The following is a 19,646-nucleotide window of genomic DNA, read 5'->3' on the forward strand; positions in this document are numbered from 1 at the left end:
CTATGGACTTTCCTTGCGTTTGTTCTATTTTTGTTCTCATGATTGCGTTACCTACCCGCCCTGTGTCTTCGGACCGGAACTGGCCGCGCCCGCCCGCGTGTCTGCCCGCCAACCGGTTGAACGACCCGCCCGAGGGCGCGCTGGTGGCGGTCGCGGGGCTGGTGATCCTGCGGCAGAGGCCCGGGACGGCCAAGGGGGTGATCTTTGTCACGCTCGAGGATGAGACCGGCATCGTGAACGTGGTGGTCTGGCGCAAAATTTACGAAACCTTCCGCCGGGCGGTGATCTCGGGGCGGCTGCTGCGGGTCACGGGCCGGATGCAGCGGGCGCATTCGGTGACCCATGTGATCGCGGAAGAGGTTGAGGATATCTCGGGCATGCTGGATGTGCTGGTGCGGGGGGAGGGATAGGTCCGCTATGCGGGACATGGCAGCCACTTGGTTTTCGAAATCAAATGGCCGCTATGATCTCACCTATGCAGCTGCGGTTGCTTCTATCTCAAACAGCAATCCGGGGATAGCGAGGCGTGTGACACCCAGCAAGGTCATGGGCGGGGCGACCCGATGCGGGCCAAAGCGCATCCCCAGCAGATCGAAGTTCTTCAATGCCTCATCCACATCAGTGGCATAGACGCCCAGCTTGATGACATTACTCAGATCCATGCCAGCTTCTTTGATTACGGCTTCCAGATTGTCCAGGGCCAAATCGATCTGCGCACGCATATCGCTAGGGTGCTGGGGCGCGCCGTTCTCGTCCACCGCTGTCTGCCCTGCGCAAATGACCAGACGTGTCGTGCCTTTGATCACCTCGGCCTGATTGTAGCCAAGTTTGAGCGACCACTCCCAGGGATTCACTGCTGTCCGTTCCATGTCGAATTCTCCATTTTTTGCTTTTCTGGAAATGGTTTAAATCAAAACAGTGACAAAAGTTGTCACCGTTTGTGCTATCGTGTCAGAATGAATGTTCGACTCAGACATGAAAAGATTGTGCGGACCCTCCGCCGAAACGGTACATCCACTATTGATGCCCTTGCTGATGAGGTGGGCGTGTCCCGCCGCACTGTCCTTCGTGATATCAGCGCGCTTCGGGATGAAGGCTATGTGATCCATTCCGACGTGGGGCGGGGTGGCGGCTTGCAGCTTGATCCGCAATCCATGCAGACAACTGCCAAGTTATCGGTGCCAGAGGTCTTTGCACTGCTCATCAGCGTGGCAGCCATGCGGGCGGCGGGAAACCTTCCTTTCTCGGAGCTGGCAGATGCCGGACTAGCCAAGATCGAAAAGGCCCTGCCCGCAGACAAAGTGCGCGACCTGCGCGCTTTCTTGGACTGCTTACACATTGGTCAATTGTCCCCGCTGCAAGACCTTTCGGATTTGGATAAAATGGATGCTGAGTTGCTTCCCGCCGTTGAAGCGGCATTCTTTGGACGCAGGCTCATCTCGTTTGAGTATCGCGATGCAAAAGGACGGCGGACCCGCCGCAAAGTGGAGCCACAGGCAATGCTGATCCTGCCCCCTTTATGGTACCTCGTGGGCTGGGACCCGGTAAGGGAGGATTTTCGGCATTTCAGGATGGATAGGATCAGTCTTCCAGCAGCCGTGGAAGGTACTAGCTTTCGCCGCCGCTATGTTCCATTTGAAGAAGACGTCTGCCCTTACAGTGAGCTGCAAAATGACCGGCAAAGCAGTCATCTATCGAACGCGCAGTATTGATTAAAATGGGCTCGGACCAGACGTTCTAAGTCAACAATAAGGAGAATTGATTTTTTTGTTAAAGTGTTGAAATGGGCTGTGGTGATATTCGGCGGATTCTCAGCCTTCAACTGGTATACCGCCTCTTACCATCTACCTAAGCAGGTGACGAACCGTGAAGAGGTGATCAGTGGCCGGGGTAAGCTTGCAGCGGCATTTGCGTTCTTAGCAGTTGGGTCACAAGCCCTCCTGAATTTTTTGAGCTAGTTCACAATGTGGAGGCGTAGGGCTTTGAAATGGTTGGCTTTGGTTTTTGTTCTTTCATATCTGGGACTCGTATTTTTCGGTAACTTTTTTGAAAAGACGGATGAGCTATCGGCAATTACTTGGGTGTTTATCTGTGCCCAGACAATATCGTTATTTTTGCTGGTTGTGGGAACGCTCCTCCACGTGGTCCATTGGTTTAGTTCACAATAAGGAGGGTGGAGGCGTTATGATTAATCAAAAGGTCGCCCTGAAGGTTTGCTATATTCTCAGCGCAGTAGCTTACCTGGTAGCGGTCAGGTACACGTTACCAATAGAGTTCTTCGGCATTGAAATCCCCGACGTCGACTTCCTCCCAAAGCCATACGCCTCCCACGAGAAACTAGTTTTTTACGTGGCCTTGATCCTGGTTGCTGCCTTCTTACTGATGCGTAACAAGCTTTTAGCCGACATCAAGAACTCAAAAACTGGGTAGGAGTGCTGATGAAACGGTTGTTTTGTCGGATATTTGGTTACAAGTGACGTGCACGTTGGACTACTGACGCTCCTTTTCTTAAATGTCAGCGTTGCGGAGTCGGTGGGGATACTTAAGGCAACGAAGTTCACAATAAGGAGCAGTCATGAATAGGCGATCGATCGAGTTCGCGGTTTTGTGCGTGATGGTTGCGGCCATGGTTGTAGTCAGGTTGGCAACTGGTGCTTCTTATCTCGGTGTCGACTTAGCTTTTTCATTGGTGTTCATAGCTTTGGCTTACCTCTACTACTTCAGAACAAATGGTGGGAAGTAGAGAGCGATAGAAACCCATGGACAGTTTACAATAAGGAGCGCCGATGTTTGCTGTGCGGACTAAGCGGACCTTGGTCGGTTTAACATCAACACCCCCTGGGTTCGCTTCACAACACCCCTAAGACTTGACCAGCGCCTTCCGCGTCACTGGGTTATGATTTCCGGTCCCATGAACGAATTGGGCAGGAATGTAGATAGGAACGGAACATAGGTAACGATGATCAGGAACACGAACAGCACGGCCAGGAACGGCAGGGCTGCTTTGACCACGCTCATCATCGGCATTACGGCAACGCCCGAGGTGACGAAGAGGTTCAGGCCGACCGGCGGGGTGATCATGCCGATCTCCATGTTGACCACCATGATGATACCCAGATGGATCGGGTCGATGCCTAACTCGATGGCAATCGGTAACACCAGAGGCGCCACGATGACCAAGAGGCCCGAGGGTTCCATGAACTGACCACCGATAAGCAGGACGATGTTTACGACGACCAGGAACATCACAGGCCCAAAGCCCGCCGACAGCATCGCATTGGCGACCTGTTGCGGGATTTGCTCATCCATCAACACGTGTTTCAGGATCAGCGCGTTGGCGATCACAAACAGCGGTGTGATCGTCAGTTTGCCGGCATCAAACAAGGTCTTTTGAGTGTCCGGATGCACAATCGCGGTGAAAACTGCCCAAGGCTTGCTCTTCAGGGGAATGCGTGGGCCAGCAGGCGCGTCTTCGATCACAGCGGCGGCGAACAGGCTACGGGTTTTGGGGGCGGCGAGCGGCCCCATTTCTTTGTAGACAAAGGTGGCGATGAAGAAGGCATAGATTGCGGCCACAGCGGCGGCTTCGGTGGGGTGAAACGTGTTTACCAGAAACTCATGTGGTGAAGCGAATTTGCTTATTGCGACCTGGCGAGTTTGGGTCGTTCGTCAAGTTTGGTTTGGATTTCCCATCCGGTCACGAATAACAGTAATCTGGGGACTTTTGCCTTTCGTGCGCACTGCAGTCTAAAGAAAAAGGGGTCAAAACGGCCCGATGCCGCACAGACGAAAAAGAACCGTTCCGGATTGGCTAACGGCGGAGTGAGCGCGCGCCGTAAGAACCGTTCCAAACCTGATCCAGGTGGGGCAGTCGAAATGATGCCGCGATTGCTCCCACATCAGCATCGAGCCCAGACTTTTTGATGCTGCGGCATACGCGAGTGGCCGGGCAAGGTATCAAAGCGGATCCACGTGCGCAGATATTTTCCCGTACTCGATTGCGAAGATCGGGAGGCACCATTGGATGCCTCCCGACTATTGTTTTTTTACTGTGACATCCCGCCTTCGGTCGAGATTTGTTCTTCCACGTGAGTTTGATTGGTTATGTCCGATCCCCGCGGAGGATAGTCCTTGAACGTAGACAGGTGGTTCTGAACGATCTTAGCTGCAGGACCGAAGGCCCACATTTTGTTGCCCATCCACCGGGTATACATCCCCGACTCCTCGGCCGCCTTTTCATAAGGATCACGCCGCAGATTGAATAGAAGCGGAGCATTCAGTTCCTCTTTGGGGCCAGCCCACCCTTCGGTTTGAATTGTGAAATGCGCTTTCCAGTCACCGTGACGTACGGCCTGCAGGTCCGGCCCCTCGTAGTAGACGATTTCTTCGCGGCTGCTGTCGCTTGCGCCGGTCAAGAACGACAACTGATTGTAACCATCAAGATGCACCTGATAGCCTTCGTGACCCTCTAACAAAGCTTCCGGCAAGTCATCCGGTCCACCAGCAGCCGCGACCAGGGTTGGCATCCAGTCGAGCCCGGCAAAGATGCCATTACTCACGGTTCCGGCGGGAACTTTCCCGGGCCAGCGAATAATGGCAGGCACGCGGAAACCGCCTTCCCAGGTTGTGCCCTTTTCACCGTGGAACGGCGTTGTTCCCCCGTCGGGCCAAGTCATGGTTTCGGGGCCGTTGTCGGACGTGAATACAACAATCGTATTGTCGGAAACGCCCAGTTCTTCCAGCCGAGCCATGACTTTTCCTACGTTGTCGTCAAGTTCCTTCATCACCACATCTTGCAGCCCGCGCCCATCGCCGAGCATGGCTTCGTATTCAGGGCTCAGGTGTGTCCAGACATGCGCACGCGCTGGTGCCATCCAAACAAAGAACGGAGTGTTGCTTTCAACCGCGCGGTTGATGAAGCCCAGTGTATGGGCCGTCACTTCGTCATCCAGCGTCTTTTGCCGTTCAGGCGGAGCGGGGCCATCGTCGATGATGCGTTGCTTGCCGACCAGACCCCAGCGCGGGTCTACCGTTTCATCAACCGTATCTGTCGCATAGGCGTGGATGATATTCCGAGGACCAAAAGTGTCGTTGAATTTCTGATCTTTGGGCCAGTCCGGGTCAGACGTGTATTCCATCGCGTTCAAGTGATAGAGCCAACCCCAATATTCATCAAAGCCTTTCACTGTTGGCAGAAACTTGTTCATATCGCCCAAATGGTTCTTACCGAATTGGCCGGTCGTGTAACCCAAGGATTTCAGCATGTTGGCCAAGGTGGGATCGTCATCACTCAGACCCTTTTCGGGGTCTCCGGGTAGGCCGACGGTATGCATCCCGGTACGAACCGGCAACTGCCCGGTGATAAAGGCCGAACGCCCCGCCGTGCAGCTTGGCTGAGCATAATAATCCGTCAGGCGCATGCCATCCGCTGCCAGTTGATCGAGATTGGGGGTTTTGATGCTTTTAACCCCCTGATGATAGCTGCCAAGACTGGCCCACCCCACATCGTCGGCCATGATGACAAGGATATTGGGTTGGTCGGTTTCGGCCAAAACAGGTGTAGCACAGACCGAAGCTGTGGCCACCGTTGCCGAAAACGCAATGGATCGAAGGTTGAACATTTTGACCTCTGCGGAAGTGGAAGGCGATACCGATGATGGGAATATCGGAAGGTTCATCAGGGATAACGGTCGAAACTTTAATGCTGCAACAAAGCTTTACTAGGATTTCACATTATGAAAGTTAAAAACCGATAACTGAGATGATATTGACCGTACCATGAATGAAAACGCATTAACCGCCTTTCTCACTTTGGCTGAAACTGGCAGCTTCCAACACGCGGCCCGCGTGATGGGTGTCTCCAACGCGTCGTTTTCCCGCTATATCGGGCAAGCCGAGGACCATGCAGGGCTCGTGCTGTTTCATCGAAGGCGCAACAGCAGTACGCTGACGCGGGCGGGGCAGGAGTTTTTGCCTATCGCTAAGGCTCTGCGGCAAGACCTGGATCGCTATGCGACGCGTGTCGCCAGTTTGCGTGACGCCGGACCTGGCACTTTTCTGATCGGTTGCGGGCCTCTGACCACAAGATCTCTGATCGTGCCCGTCCTGCGATCTGTGCGGCAGGTAATGCCCGACCTTCGATTCAGAATACTGGTGAGCGCCTACGCGCGTCCGCTCGACTTGTTGCAAGCGGGGCAGTTCGATGTGTTTCTGGGCGATCTGACCTACACACCGGATGCCGACAATGTCGAAATCATGGTGATGGAAAAACGGCAAATTCAGTTTGTTGCGCACCCCGATCATGAAATTCACCAACGCGGCCCACAAACAATGGCAGGTGTTTTCGACTTTCCCTTTGCATCACCGCATCTTCATAAACACTGGAGAGCGACCCTGATAAAGTCACTTGGCGGCAACACCGAAGCGGTCAATAAGGTCAATGCCCAGCCGAATATTGAATGCGACGACTACAACTTTCTGACCGGATTATTGGCAGAGCCAGACTATATCGTAGGAGGGATGCCAGACACTTTTTCAGAACTGATCAGCACAAAGAAAGTCAAACCTGTTTCGATGAAGCAGAGCCTTTCATGGAACATCTGCGCGGCGCGCAAGTCCCAAAACACGTCGGCTGCTCTTGAACTGTGTTGGAGTGAACTGGCCAAACACCGGGCGTGACCAGTGATGTGAAGAACAATAAAAGACGCCCAACTGGGACGTATCGTGGTTCGACTAAGACGTTTTCGCGAGCTCAGCTAGCTTGCCAAAGTTTCGCATTACACCGCAGAGCGGCTTTTGATTGAAAATGGCCAATGGCGGCAATGCTGCGTACTGCGCGAATTCGCAGTCCTACAATCGCTGCAGGCCGACCGAACGGCTGACTTCTCCGCCGCATGGCGGGACCAGGAACTACACAGTTGCAGAATATTTGATGCGGCCTGCGCTCACAGCATAAAATCGAATGAACACATTGATCTCAAACCAGCCATTGAAGCCAATCGCCAATATCTGACTTTCTATTGATTGGACCCGCCCATTGCCCCATAGAGGTGGGGCGCAGGGTGCTTGTCGGGCCACGCGCTCAAAGGGCAGGCAGCGAAAGCCAAGCGAAGGGTCCTAGTGAACTTCCCCCGGCAGACAGCATGCGCAACGGGGACCCATGTCACTCCAACCTCCGAACTTACGGGCCGCTCCAGCGGCCACAGACCAGGCAGGCCTGCGCGCCATAAAGCGCGCCGCGTTGTTCCTGATGGGTCCCTTCTATTTCTTCTTCATCGCCTTTGTTCCCCTGCTTTGCGGTAAACGGCGAGGCTTTCGCGGTTGGTACTGGCGGCAAGTCAAACGCGCATGTTCGCGACTCTTATGGCTGTTGAGTATCCGGACAAACATTACAGAGGCCGACAGGGCCACGCTGGCCGTCGACACCGGCAGCATCATCGTGATCAATCACCGCAGCCACCTAGATGGCTTTGTTCTGATGGACGTGGTGCCCGACGCCAAGTGGATCACCTTCGCTGCCAAAAAGGAACTGTGCGACGCAGCCCTCCTACGCCGAGGGTTTAAAGGCGCGGGCCTGGTGGAGATTGACCGCAAAAGCGGCACGGTGGCGCTCGAAACACTCACGGCTGCCGTGCACGCAATGCCCGCGCGCTGCTCAGTCGTGCTTTTTCCTGAGGGCACGCGCACTAAGTCCGAAAGTCTTGGGGCGTTTAAGGCGGGTGCGGTGATGGCTGCACGCGCTACTGGCCGTACGATACGGCCCATCGTCATCCACGCCTCGGACCGCCTGCTGCCCCGCGGCAAACACTTACCCAAAAGCGGAACAATCCGCGTCGAGGTCTTGCCCTCATTCGAATGCGATCTTTCCGCATCAGTGGACGAGGATGTCGCACGCCTGAGACGCGACATGATGGCAGTTTTTGATGATTGGGTAGGTCGGTAATTCTTGAAGGCTCATTTTGCGCAGCGCTAGACGAATGACTGGAACGATACTGCTCATTGTCAGCTTTGCGCCCATCCTAGTCACCCTGACCCATTGCAGCATTTGGAAAAACGGGCTCTGAGAGGACCTCGGAGCAATCGCGGCACCCTGTGATATTGGACCGCGTCAAATTCGGGTTGTCGTAGTGGCTGGGCATGGCGGATCGGAGGATCAGTCACGGGAACACCAATCTTACCTGTCATTCGGGCACTTCACCCAGCCTGGCACGAAGGCCGTATCGGTGGTCAAAAGCACCCGCTCAAACCAAAACACGTCTGGGCAATCCGAATTCGCCTCGCGCTTGCCGGCAACAATCGCGATCTTGCACTCTTCAACATGGCAATCGACAGCAAGCTTCGCGGCTGTGATCTGGTGAAGATGGTCGATGTTATGTCACCGGGGCAGATCAAGGCACGCACTTTCGTTCTGCAAAGCAAGACGCAGAAACCTGTGCGCTTCGAGATATCCGAGAGCACCCGTGCCTCTGTCCAGAAATGGATGAAAGATGAACTCATGGTCTATTCAGAATACCTTTGGCCTGGCGGATTCCACGAAAGATTACACATTTCGACGCGTCAAATATGCGCGGATTGTTCGAGGTAGGGTGACATCGATCGGCCTGGAAGCAAGCGCAAACGGAACCCATTCAATGAGGCGCAAGAAAGTCACCCAAATCTACAAGAAAACCGGCAACCTAAAAGCGGCCCAGCTCTTGCTAGGCCATACCAAGATGAACGGTACAGTCCGGTCTCCCTTGTCCGAAGAAGTTACTGCAATTGCATTTCTTAGTCTGGTCGTCATTTTGTGGATCAGTGTCGGAAACAGTGAACTCTCTCCCCGTACTTCCCAGTTAGCATAACTTTAACAGCAAACGTCGTCAGTTACAGAAGGCGGCCAACGGGACCGACCCGGGGCTATGTTTGGTTACCGAAGGGAGTTGATCATGGCGAAACTACTTGATCCGTTTCAGCTCAAGCACCTGACGCTGCGCAACCGCATCGTCAGTACATCTCATGCACCCAACTATGTCGAAGACGGTCACCCTCGAGACCGATACAGGCTGTATCACGAAGAGAAGGCTAAGGGGGGTGTAGCCCTGACCATGATCGGCGGGTCAACCAATATTGCCCCCGACAGCCCTTCGGTTTTTGGCCAGCTCTATGCTGGCAATGACAGTATCATTCCGTGGTTCCGGAAGCTTACGGATGGCGTTCACACGCACGGGGCCGCGGTCATGTGCCAGATCACCCATATGGGGCGTCGAACCGCTTGGGATGACGGTCATTGGCTGCCGGTTTTGGCGCCATCCGGCGTGCGCGAGCGCGCGCACCGTGCCTTTCCCAAAGCAATGGAACAAGAGGACATTGAACGAGTGGTCTGCGATTTTGCCGCTGCGGCGCGACGTTGTCAGCAGGGCGGGTTCGACGGAATCGAGCTTCTGTCCCATTCGCATTTGCTGGGCCAGTTTCTTTCTCCGCTTACCAACCAACGCGACGATGCCTTTGGTGGAACGTTGAAAAACCGCATGCGCCTGACCATGCAGGTTTTGGATGCGGTGCGCGCAGAGGTTGGTCCAAAGTTCATACTGTCCATGCGTATCACCGGCGATGAGTTGATAGAGGGCGGGCTTAGCGCCGAGGATTGTGTTGCCGCCGCCCGGATGCTGGAAGACAGTGGCCATGTCGACCTGCTCAACATCCTGGTCGGGGCGCCCTACGATGACCTTGGTCTTGCTGAATGGGTGCGCCCGATGGGTCTGCCAGCTGCCCCGCATATTACTGTGGCCGGGCGCATCCGCGAAGCCGTCAACTTGCCGATCCTGCATGCAGGCGGCATCGCGGACATTGCAACGGCCCGACACGCGGTTACCGGCGGTCATGTCGATCTTGTCGGCATGACGCGCGCCCAAATGGCTGATCCTTATTTGGTCGCAAAACTGGCACGCGGGGAAGAGAAACGTATCCGCACCTGTGTTGGCCTCGGGTATTGCGTAGACCGCGTCAATCAGGGCAAGCCTGCCGTGTGCGGACACAATGCCGCCACCGGGCGGGAGCAAACTTTACCCCATGTTATTCCTGCCAGCCGCACCCGAAAGAAGGTGGTTGTCGTCGGTGGCGGGCCTGGCGGGCTGGAGGCGGCGCGGGTCAGTGCCTTGCGCGGTCACGATGTGGTTTTGTTCGAGGCATCACATCGACTGGGCGGGCAGCTTGTTTTGGCAGCCAAGGGGGGGACACGTAGGCAGGTATGGGGTGTTGCCGATTGGTTGATTTCCGAGGTGACCGCACTCGATGTTGATCTCCGCATGAATACCTATGTCGAGGCCGGTGACGTGCTAAGAGAACTCCCGGAGTTGGTCATAGTTGCTACCGGCGGATGGCCCGAGCCATTATCCATTCCGGGCGGCGATCTGGCGCTCTCCAGCTGGGAGGTTCTGTCCGGAGAAGCACGTGTCTCGGGCGAAGTTCTGTTGTTCGACGAGGTTGGAGACCATCCCGCGGCAGTCACGGCCGACACGTTGGCAAGGGCCGGCCACAGCGTCGAACTTGTGACCCCCGACCGTGCGCTTCTGCATGACCTTGGCCCAACGACCTCTGCCGTTGCTTTGCGCGATCTGGCAGCAAACGGGGTGACCTTTACCTGCCTCCACGAACTCGGTGCTCTAAGCCAAGAGGGAAACCGGGTGTGCGCCAGCCTGCGCAATATCTTGACCGGTGATATCACCAAGCGTCTTGTCGACCACGTGGTTGTCGAACATGGTCTAATCCCGACGGACGCGCTCTATCACGATCTAAAGCCAGGTTCGCGAAACCTTGGGCAGGTCGATCACAAGGCGCTGATCAATGGCTCATTCCCGTTCAGTGACGAAGAGCCGGATGGCCAGTTCTATCTGGCTCGAATTGGTGACGCGATCGCAGGCCGCAATATGCACGCCGCGATTCTAGACGCTTTGCGTATTTGCTGTTTAGCCTGAACTGCGCTCCGAGTATCTTTCATCAGTTGCTGCGAAAGCGGACGTTCAGACGGAACGCAGCGAATTTCCGCTCTCGGCTGGTGGTGTTTTTTTCAGCGGCTGCGAAGAGCAAATAGTTGACCTAAGTGCCAGAAGATCGAAGGGCGGATTCATCCGCATAGCGGACTTTGCATCGCTCCTTAAGGGCTCAACGCAGCCGTTCTCTGCGGTGAGACATAACAGGTCCTATAAGCCCAAAGCAGACCGATTATTCCGCGGCATTATCCAACATACCGGTTGCGAAACTGTTAGTCCCTGCCTCTACAAAATCTACCATTGAGTGGATAGGGCGATCCATATGCCCGCAAACATCAGCGCTCCGCCAATATTCACCCATGTGTGCCAAACAGCATACCGATAAGGCATAGTTTTATGGGCGTAAAACACCGTTCCAATGACGTAGGCGGAGGACCCAGCCAAAATGCACCACAATGTTGTGATGGGTACATTCGTGAGGTCTGGAAGGGCGCTCAACCCAATTGCGCCCAGTCCAAGGTAGGATGCAGTTGACCATCGTGACTTGACCGCTTCGTTCGTGATCTTGTTCCAGATGGCCACGGCTGTCAGCCCCCAACAAATCCACAGCAAGGCCATCGTCCATGTCGTGCCTGCCAAGACGAAAAACGGTGTGAAGGTGCCCGAGATGCTGGGGTAGATCGCTGCGTGATCAATGCGCCGCATCAGCTTGCGCCCGTGGTGCCACGTGGAAAAGTGATAGGCGACGGATGCTAAGTTGGATGACAGCGCACAAAGAACGTAAACCACGACCGCGAGAACCAGTTTAGGTTCGAGGCCGAGGATTGATTTTGAAAGAAGTACTCCCCCGGCCGTCAGGATCGCTACCAGCCCGAACGCATGGACGGCAATGTCGGCATGGCGGTGCGATCGGATAGGGCTAGGGTATGTCGTTTCCGTCATTTTGGTTCCGGGCAAAGGTTTGTCTCGCGCTACATCCAGACGCGTGGAGTGTCTATGCTTCCGGCGCGTCAGTTCTCGGCGCTACGACAGATGACTGCCCCGTCCGCTATCTCGCCTTTGTTCTACAATATGTCCAACGTCCAGTTTGTGTTGTTCGCGAGTGCTGTACGAGCCAAGTAAAAAGCATCGGTCAAGGTCGGCGCTGGGCTCATAGAGGACATTGGATAAACGTGCCTTAACGGTTAAACAACACTCCCTGCGCCTGCTTGTCCCTGTGATCGCCGCGCAGCTCGGCGTGTAACGCGCGCCCGGATTGAACGCCCGGACGGGCACTTACTGTCTCAAGCCACCGGGCAAAGTGCGGTTTGTCCTCCAACACCTGTTGTTGCCCTTCCCACAGGCTTGCCCAGCCCCAGATCGACATATCCGCGATGGAATAGAAATCGCCCGCGACGTATTCATTTTCGGCCAACCGCCGGTCCAATACTCCGTACAGCCGCCCGACTTCGGCGCGGTAGCGGTCCTTGGCATAGGGCAGGTCCTGCGGTGGCTCGAGGTTTGGCGCGTATTTCAGGAAGTGATGCGCCTGACCGGCCATTGGGCCGACGCCGCCCATTTGCCACATCAGCCATTCCTCGACGGCGATCCGGTCACGTTCGGTTTTGCCATAAAATCGCCCGGTCTTGCGGGCGAGATACATCAGGATCGCGCCGCTTTCGAACACCGAGATAGGTGCGCCATCCGGGCCGTCCGGGTCAACGATGGCAGGCATCCGGTTGTTGGGCGCAATTTTCAGGAACTCGGGGTCGAACTGATCACCCTTGCCGATATTGATCAGGTGGGTCGTGTAGGGAAGGTCCATCTCTTCCAAAGCGATGGACGCCTTCCAGCCATTCGGCGTGGGCCAGAAATACAGATCGATCATGGTGCCTCCTCAGGTTGAGGCGATCATGCGGTATTCTGCGCAATCGGCAAGAGGCGGTTACGAAAGCGTGACACAGGGCAACCGGGCTTGACGGCCATGTACACGCGGCGTATTTGCATCGCAGAAGCTACGTGGCGATTTGTTACCGGATTGCGGGCCACGCTAAACAACACCGCTAAAAGGTCAGGATGAAAGGCCCCTTTCGCTTGACCGCGTCTGGGGTTTTTTTGATGCCCTTGCCAGACAAGGGTCGAGAGGAATGAGATGAGCGAGAGCTGGAACAAACGCACCCAAGCCGTCCATGGCGGCATCCGTCGCAGCCAATACAACGAAGTCAGCGAAGCAATTTTTCTGACACAGGGCTTTGTCTATGAGACAGCCGAACAAGCCGAGGCGCGGTTCATCGAATCCGGCCCGGATGAGTTCATCTATGCCCGCTATGGCAACCCGACCGTTTCGATGTTCGAACAGCGCATCGCGGCGCTGGAAGGTGGCGAGGACGCATTTGCCACAGCATCCGGCATGGCTGCGGTGAACGCGGCGCTGACCTCGATGCTACAGGCGGGCGACCATGTGGTGTCGGCCAAGGCATTGTTCGGGTCCTGTCTTTATATCCTCGAAAACATCCTTTCCCGTTATGGTGTGAACGTCACCTTTGTTGACGGCACCGATCTGGACGCTTGGAAAGCGGCGATCCGCCCTGAGACCAAGGCGGTTTTCTTCGAATCCATGTCAAACCCGACGCTTGAGGTCATTGATATCGAGGCGGTTGCCAAACTGGCCCATGCGGTTGGCGCGCTTGTCATCGTGGATAACGTCTTTTCCACGCCCGTCTTCTCGCGCGCGATCGAACAGGGGGCGGATGTCGTGGTCTATTCCGCGACCAAACATATCGACGGGCAGGGGCGTGCTTTGGGCGGTGTCATCATTGGTACCAAGGATTTCATCCGGGGTACGGTTGAGCCCTATCTGAAACATACCGGTGGAGCGCTGAGCCCGTTCAACGCTTGGGTCATGCTGAAAGGTCTGGAAACGATGGCACTGCGCGTGAACGCTCAGGCCGAGACGGCACAGACCATTGCAGAAGCGCTTGAGGGGCATCTGGCGCTGGAACGGACGCTTTATCCGGGTCTGAGAACCCATGCGCAAAACGCATTGGTCCAAGCCCAGCTGGGTGGCAAAGGCGGAACAGTTCTGTCGCTGGACATCAAGGGCGGCAAGGACGCAGCGTTTGCATTCCTGAACGCGCTGACGATCCCTGTCATCTCGAACAATCTGGGCGATGCCAAGTCAATCGCAACACACCCCGCAACGACGACGCACCAGCGTTTGAGCGACGATCAGAAGGACGAATTGGGCATTACACCGGGCCTGATCCGCTTTTCCGTCGGGTTGGAGGACGCGGGCGATCTGCTTGCAGACATCAAACACGCGCTGGATGTGTCGCAACGTTAACTAACGGCAGCGGTTTACTGACAACCGGGTCGAAACTAGATGAAAAAGACGTAAGTCATGCGATTTTCGCCGAATTTCGATCCGGGCTGTGTTTTTCAGCGTATAAAGCTACACTGGAAAGCAAGCCGAACACGTATATGGTCCGGCGACCAACCGAGGAACCCGATCGATGAACGTGCACCCCCGCGACATTGAGGACACGCCCGACAATGACGAAGCCGCAGCCGCTCTGAAGACGCTGCGCAAATGGGCCGAGTCCGCAACCGAGGCCGAGATCAGCCAGCTCGACCCGGCGATTGCGCGCCTTGTGCCTGGTCTGGTGCCCGTGAATTATCCGTCCCTGTCGCGCGAATACCCTGATGGGTTCACGGTCGACAGCGCGTATCGTGCGACCTTGCCGGACCTGCAGAATGGCCCGTCCAGCTTGATCCGGGGCGCAAAGCAACAAATCCAGCATGTTGGTATCTCGAACTTCCGCCTACCGATCCGGTTTCATCGAAAGCGCGGCGATGACCTGACGCTAGAGACCTCGGTGACCGGGACTGTTAGCCTGGATGCCGAAAAGAAAGGCATCAACATGTCCCGGATCATGCGTTCGTTCTACAAACACGCCGAGCGTACGTTCAGCTTTGAGGTCATGGAGGCCGCGCTGGATGATTATATGACCGATCTGGATAGCTTTGACGCCCGTATCCAGATGCGCTTTTCTTATCCCGACCGTGTGCAAAGCCTGCGGTCCGGATTGGAAGGGTACCAGTATTACGACATAGCACTTGAGCTGGTTGAACAGGGCGGAGTGCGCCAGAAGATCATGCATCTGGACTACGTATATTCCTCAACATGTCCCTGTTCGCTGGAACTCAGTGAGCACGCACGCGCAACACGTGGACAGCTGGCCACACCGCATTCGCAACGCTCAGTGGCGCGGATTTCTGTTGTGGTCGATTGCGACGCGGATTGCCTTTGGTTCGAGGATCTGATTGCCATGTGCCGCCGTGCCGTTCCGACAGAAACGCAGGTGATGGTCAAACGCGAGGATGAACAGGCATTTGCCGAGCTTAACGCGGCCAATCCGATCTTTGTCGAAGACGCTGCCCGTTTGTTCTGTGCCGAATTGCTGGCCGATCACCATATCGGCGATTTCCGCGTGGTCGCAAGCCACCAGGAAAGCCTGCACAGCCACGATGCGGTGTCGGTTCTGACCGAAGGTCCGACCTTTGTGTCACCCAGCCTGGACCCGCGGCTGTTCACCACCCTGTTCCACGTCGGGTGACGGGGCAGGGTGGATCAATAAAGTATCATTTTTAGACCAAGAGCGGTTTTCCGCCGCAGCGCGGCAATTCATGCTGCATTTGCACGGTCATTCAAGTAACACTGCTGTGGAATGCAGCCGTGGCAGGCGAATTTCTGTTCGTGCGTCTGCCACTCTGAAAGGAAGCTGAGACGTGCGACGCTCAGGACTTCGTGACTGCTTGATCCGCCCGAAAAATCGGGACGGGCAGCTCAATTCACTCTTTTGTAGGCTGCATCGCTTTCAGAGGAGAACTAAAGTATGAATCCAATTTCCCAACCGCTGGAATTTCAGGCTGCGGCCATCCGAATGGCCGGCTATGCGGTTAGCAACCAAATGAAAATTATGCAGATTTTGACCCGTTCGGCGATGGAGCTGCCGTTTGTGTCGGTTAGTGCCTTGCACGCGTCGGCTGCTGCTCCGGCCCCGGCTGCACCCTCGGCAAAACCCGCGCCGAAGGCCAAATCGGTTGCCAAGGCAAAACCTGCGGTGGTGGCCAAGCCCAAGCCTGTAGCCCGCAAGAAAGCCGCCGCAAAACCTAAGGTCGAATCACCCAAGCCGACCGCGCCCAAAACGGTGGCTGCTGTAACCAAACCCACTCTGGTTGCAGCCAAATCGACCGAAGTTGCAGAAAAGCCTGCCGCCAAGCCTGCCGTCGCCAAAGGGCAGCCAGCGGCCAAACCCGCAGCGGCAGCCAAACCAAAGCCTGCCGTTGCTAGAAAAACACCTGCGCCAAAACCGGCAGCGGTTGCCAAGCCGAAACCTGTGGCAGCAAACACCACTGTGCCGAAGACCCCGGCCAAACCGGCCGCACCCAAGCCGGTCGCGGCGAAACCAGCACCCGGCAAGCCGGTCGCGGCGCAGCCTGCGCCTGCAAAAGCCGTTGCCACAAAGCTCGAGGGGGCACAGGCAACTCCGGCACGTCGCCCGCGCGCCCCGTCTAATCCGCCCGCGATGCCAACAACGGCCCGCAAAACGGACGGGTAAAACCCGACACCGGCTTGACACAGTCGTGCAGGCGCGCCAACGCTGCGCCTCATGACGGATATGCGCCCGGTTGGATATGTGATTGGCCTATTGGTCGCCATTCTTGGGGCGACCATGCTGCTGCCTATGCTTGCGGACTTCATCGAAGGCCGGGGCGAGTGGCACGTTTTTCTCGAAAGCGGCGTCATCACGATTCTGACCGGCGTCGTTCTGGCAATGAGCTGCTCGAACGGAGTAGGCGAAGGTCTAACGATCCGTCAGACCTTTTTACTGACTACAGGGGTCTGGGTCGCACTGCCATTTTTTGGCGCCATTCCGTTTCTTTTGGGCGAGACCGAACTGCGCTTTGTCGACGCGTATTTCGAGGCGATGTCGGGCCTGACGACGACGGGCTCGACCGTGATTTCCGGCCTCGATAACCTGCCACAGGGGTTGCTGCTTTGGCGTGGCCTGCTGCAATGGTTGGGCGGCATCGGCATCATCGTCGTGGCCATGGTTTTCTTGCCCGAGCTTCGCGTCGGGGGGATGCAAATCTTCCGCTCGGAAGGATTTGAAACCATGGGGAAAATTCTGCCGCGTGCGCAAGAGATCGCGGGCCAGATTTCCCTGATCTACGTCTTTCTGACGATTGTTTGCGCGCTGGTCTATGCAGGTCTGGGGATGGGCTTTTTTGATGCCGTGGTGCACGCCCTGACGACGATCTCAACGGGCGGGTTTTCAAATTATGACGCGTCCTTTGGCACGTTTTCCGGCCCAGCAGAATATGCGGCCGCTGTCTTCATGATCCTCGCTGCACTGCCTTTCGTGCGCTACGTCCAATTCGCCAATGGCAATACGAGGTCCATTTTCCGCGACAGCCAGATACGGACCTTTCTGGCGACCATTCTGGTGCTGGTGGTCATTATGGCGGTCTTTCTGACCTCCGTTTTCCCGCATCATTGGGAACAGGCTGTTCGGGAATCCCTGTTCAACATCACCTCGATCATTTCGGGTACCGGGTATGCCAGCGTAGATTACATGGGTTGGGGCAGTTTCCCGATCATGATGTTCTTCCTGATCGGTCTGATTGGCGGCTGCGCGGGTTCAACCGCCTGCTCAATCAAGATCTTCCGGTATCAGCTGCTGTTTGCTTCGATCAAGACCCAAATCCGCCGCATCCGCTCACCTCACGGGGTCTTCACGCCGCAATATGATGGCCGTTCGATTGGCCCGGACGTTCTGACCTCAGTCATGAGCTTCTTTATGTTTTTTGTGCTCTCGTTGGGCGTGCTGGCCTGGGCGCTGGCGCTGACGGGATTGGATTTCATAACTGCCGTCTCTGGGGCAGCCACAGCGCTGGCCAATGTAGGGCCGGGACTGGGGGACCAGATCGGACCGGCCGGCAACTTTGCAGGGCTCAGCGACACCGCGAAATGGCTGCTTTCAATCGGAATGCTGGTGGGACGGCTTGAGCTTTTGGCCGTTTACGCACTCTTCACTGTCCAATTCTGGAGGAATTGATGAAAAGACCCCTTGGTGCGCAGATTTCGCATATGCTGCGGGATCGCGGAGTGGATGTGATCTTTGGTATTCCCGGCGTGCACAATCAGGAAATGTATCGCGGGATCGAAGAGGCCGGAATCACCCATGTGCTGGCCCGGCACGAGCAGGGAGCAGGGTTCATGGCCGACGGCTATGCCCGTGCGACCGGCAAGCCGGGTGTTGCATATGTCATCACCGGACCGGGGTTGTGCAATATCATGACACCGATGGGGCAGGCCTATACGGACTCGGTCCCGATGCTGGTGATGTCCTCGTGCCTTGATGAAACGCAAGGGGTGCACGGGCATTTGCACCAGATGAAAGACCAGCGTGCTGCGGCTGAAACCGTGACGGACTGGTCGCATCAGGCCAATACGGCGCAGGCAGCCTACAGTCTGGTCGAGCGTGCTTTTGAAGAGTTTGAACTCAACCGTCCACGCCCAAAACACATCCAAGTGCCGATTGCACAGCTTGAGGCCGATGCAGATCCCGCACCGTTTCCCAACCAACCTGGTTTGCGTTCAAAAGTTCTGCCGCCGGACTTGGCTCCGGTAATGTCCATGCTGAACATCGCACAGCGCCCGTTGTTTATTCTGGGTGGTGGTGCGCGGTCGAATCTGTGGCGGCAAATCCTGACGCAGTTGGGTGCGGCCTGTTTTACCACGTATGCCGGGCGCGGAATGGCGGGGTTGGGCTATGCGTTGGACTACGGAGCCATGTTGCCACGACCGGGCAGCGCCGATGTTGTCGCTTCCGCCGACCTTGTGGTCGTCGTGGGCGCGGAATTGGGCGAGGTCGACCTGTGGCGAAACACATTGGGCCACACGGCCAATCTGGTGCGTATAGATCTGGACCCGAAGGTTCTGTCCGACCACCATCGCGCAGCCGTCAAGCTGCAGGCTGATGGGGAAAGCTTTGCCCATGCACTTTGGGCTGCCATTGATCATGTCAAACCTGCAACGGGGTGGACAGCGGAAGAAGTAGCCGACACGCGCCGCCGTTGGCGGGCCGAAGTGGATGCGGAACGACCAGGTATCGTCCCGGTCCTGGATGCCCTTCGCGCGGCGATGCCCGGCGACACCATGATCTATTCTGACATGACCCAGTTCGCTTATGTCGCCAAAGAGGTTTGGGATATGGGCTATCCCTATCACTGGCACCATCCGACGGGATTCGGCACGCTTGGCTATGCGCTGCCGGCCGGAATTGGCGGGGCTGTGGCGCGCCGAGGTAAGCCTACAGCGGTGATCGCCGGGGACTACGGTTTTCACTATACGATGCAAGAGCTTGGGGCAGCAGTTGAACTGGGCCTGTCTCTGCCGATTATTCTTTGGGACAACGGAAAGCTCAAAGAGATCGAGGACAGCATGGTCCGAGGTCAGATCGCCCCGAATGCGGTTGTCGCGCGGAACCCGGATTTCTGCAAACTCGCCGAGGCCTTTGGCGCGTTGTCCTCTGCGCCCTCCAGTTTGCCCGAGATGCAAGAGGCGGTTCGGTCAGCCTTTTCCGCACCTGTTCCGACGCTGATACGCATCACGCCGGATATCCTCTAGCCAAC

The 19,646-nt window shown here is 56.3% G+C and carries 14 protein-coding genes, 2 pseudogenes and 1 riboswitch; of the genes and pseudogenes, 11 read left to right on the forward strand and 5 right to left on the reverse strand.

The genetic code is table 11. From position 1 onward, the window contains the following. Positions 1-38: 38 nt before the first annotated feature. Entirely contained in the window at positions 39-410 is a 372-nt protein-coding gene (locus AC2FIO_RS00655; RefSeq protein ID WP_496695016.1) for an OB-fold nucleic acid binding domain-containing protein, read from the forward strand. A gap of 63 nt (positions 411-473) precedes the next feature. Here the strand turns inward: AC2FIO_RS00655 and AC2FIO_RS00660 are convergent, their stop codons facing one another. Then, positions 474-869, reverse strand: coding sequence for a RidA family protein (locus tag AC2FIO_RS00660; RefSeq protein WP_496695018.1), 396 nt, complete (start codon positions 867-869; stop codon positions 474-476). Between the two features lie 87 nt (positions 870-956). Between AC2FIO_RS00660 and AC2FIO_RS00665 the strand changes: the two genes are divergently transcribed. Further along, positions 957-1,712 (forward strand): helix-turn-helix transcriptional regulator, encoded by a 756-nt coding sequence (locus AC2FIO_RS00665; protein WP_496695020.1) that lies wholly within the window; start codon positions 957-959, stop codon positions 1,710-1,712. A 1,174-nt stretch (positions 1,713-2,886) separates the two neighbouring features. Here the strand turns inward: AC2FIO_RS00665 and AC2FIO_RS00670 are convergent. Both AC2FIO_RS00670 and AC2FIO_RS00675 read right to left on the reverse strand, forming a co-directional pair. Next, positions 2,887-3,600 (reverse strand): annotated as a pseudogene (locus tag AC2FIO_RS00670) (TRAP transporter large permease subunit); the annotation flags it as partial. A 446-nt stretch (positions 3,601-4,046) separates the two neighbouring features. Next, a complete protein-coding gene (locus AC2FIO_RS00675; RefSeq protein WP_496695022.1) occupies positions 4,047-5,621 on the reverse strand; it encodes an arylsulfatase in 1,575 nt (524 codons plus the stop codon). A 157-nt stretch (positions 5,622-5,778) separates the two neighbouring features. Between AC2FIO_RS00675 and AC2FIO_RS00680 the strand changes: the two genes are divergently transcribed. The 4 genes and pseudogenes from AC2FIO_RS00680 (at position 5,779) to AC2FIO_RS00695 (ending at position 10,952) form a co-directional block, all read left to right on the forward strand. Next, positions 5,779-6,678, forward strand: coding sequence for a LysR family transcriptional regulator (locus AC2FIO_RS00680; RefSeq protein ID WP_496695024.1), 900 nt, complete (start codon positions 5,779-5,781; stop codon positions 6,676-6,678). Between the two features lie 481 nt (positions 6,679-7,159). Further along, on the forward strand, positions 7,160-7,942 hold the full coding sequence (locus tag AC2FIO_RS00685) for a lysophospholipid acyltransferase family protein (RefSeq protein WP_496695026.1): 783 nt from the start codon (positions 7,160-7,162) through the stop codon (positions 7,940-7,942). A 201-nt stretch (positions 7,943-8,143) separates the two neighbouring features. Next, a pseudogene (locus tag AC2FIO_RS00690) lies at positions 8,144-8,840 on the forward strand (tyrosine-type recombinase/integrase). An 84-nt stretch (positions 8,841-8,924) separates the two neighbouring features. Further along, positions 8,925-10,952, forward strand: a complete 2,028-nt coding sequence (locus AC2FIO_RS00695; RefSeq protein ID WP_496695028.1) for an oxidoreductase — start codon at positions 8,925-8,927, stop codon at positions 10,950-10,952. A 309-nt stretch (positions 10,953-11,261) separates the two neighbouring features. Here the strand turns inward: AC2FIO_RS00695 and trhA are convergent, their stop codons facing one another. Both trhA and AC2FIO_RS00705 read right to left on the reverse strand, forming a co-directional pair. Next, complete coding sequence (trhA, locus tag AC2FIO_RS00700) at positions 11,262-11,909, reverse strand: PAQR family membrane homeostasis protein TrhA (RefSeq protein ID WP_496695030.1); 648 nt, start codon at positions 11,907-11,909, stop codon at positions 11,262-11,264. 235 nt (positions 11,910-12,144) lie between these two features. Next, positions 12,145-12,834 (reverse strand): glutathione S-transferase N-terminal domain-containing protein, encoded by a 690-nt coding sequence (locus AC2FIO_RS00705; protein ID WP_496695032.1) that lies wholly within the window; start codon positions 12,832-12,834, stop codon positions 12,145-12,147. A 121-nt stretch (positions 12,835-12,955) separates the two neighbouring features. Continuing rightward, positions 12,956-13,033: riboswitch (SAM riboswitch) on the forward strand. 65 nt (positions 13,034-13,098) lie between these two features. Here AC2FIO_RS00705 and metZ point away from each other — a divergent pair. The 5 genes from metZ (at position 13,099) to AC2FIO_RS00730 (ending at position 19,641) form a co-directional block, all read left to right on the forward strand. Then, entirely contained in the window at positions 13,099-14,289 is a 1,191-nt protein-coding gene (metZ, locus tag AC2FIO_RS00710) for an O-succinylhomoserine sulfhydrylase (RefSeq protein WP_496695034.1), read from the forward strand. A 169-nt stretch (positions 14,290-14,458) separates the two neighbouring features. Then, positions 14,459-15,562 (forward strand): GTP cyclohydrolase FolE2, encoded by a 1,104-nt coding sequence (gene folE2 / locus AC2FIO_RS00715; RefSeq protein ID WP_496695036.1) that lies wholly within the window; start codon positions 14,459-14,461, stop codon positions 15,560-15,562. Between the two features lie 279 nt (positions 15,563-15,841). Continuing rightward, positions 15,842-16,567 carry a hypothetical protein gene (locus AC2FIO_RS00720; RefSeq protein ID WP_496695038.1) on the forward strand — a complete coding sequence of 242 codons (726 nt, stop codon included), beginning with the start codon at positions 15,842-15,844 and terminating at the stop codon, positions 16,565-16,567. 51 nt (positions 16,568-16,618) lie between these two features. Then, entirely contained in the window at positions 16,619-18,067 is a 1,449-nt protein-coding gene (locus AC2FIO_RS00725; RefSeq protein WP_496695040.1) for a TrkH family potassium uptake protein, read from the forward strand. Continuing rightward, complete coding sequence (locus tag AC2FIO_RS00730) at positions 18,067-19,641, forward strand: thiamine pyrophosphate-binding protein (protein WP_496695041.1); 1,575 nt, start codon at positions 18,067-18,069, stop codon at positions 19,639-19,641. Before AC2FIO_RS00725 ends, AC2FIO_RS00730 begins: the two co-directional genes overlap by 1 nt. Positions 19,642-19,646: the final 5 nt, after the last annotated feature.

Source organism: Ruegeria sp. CDSB086 (genome assembly GCF_059611065.1).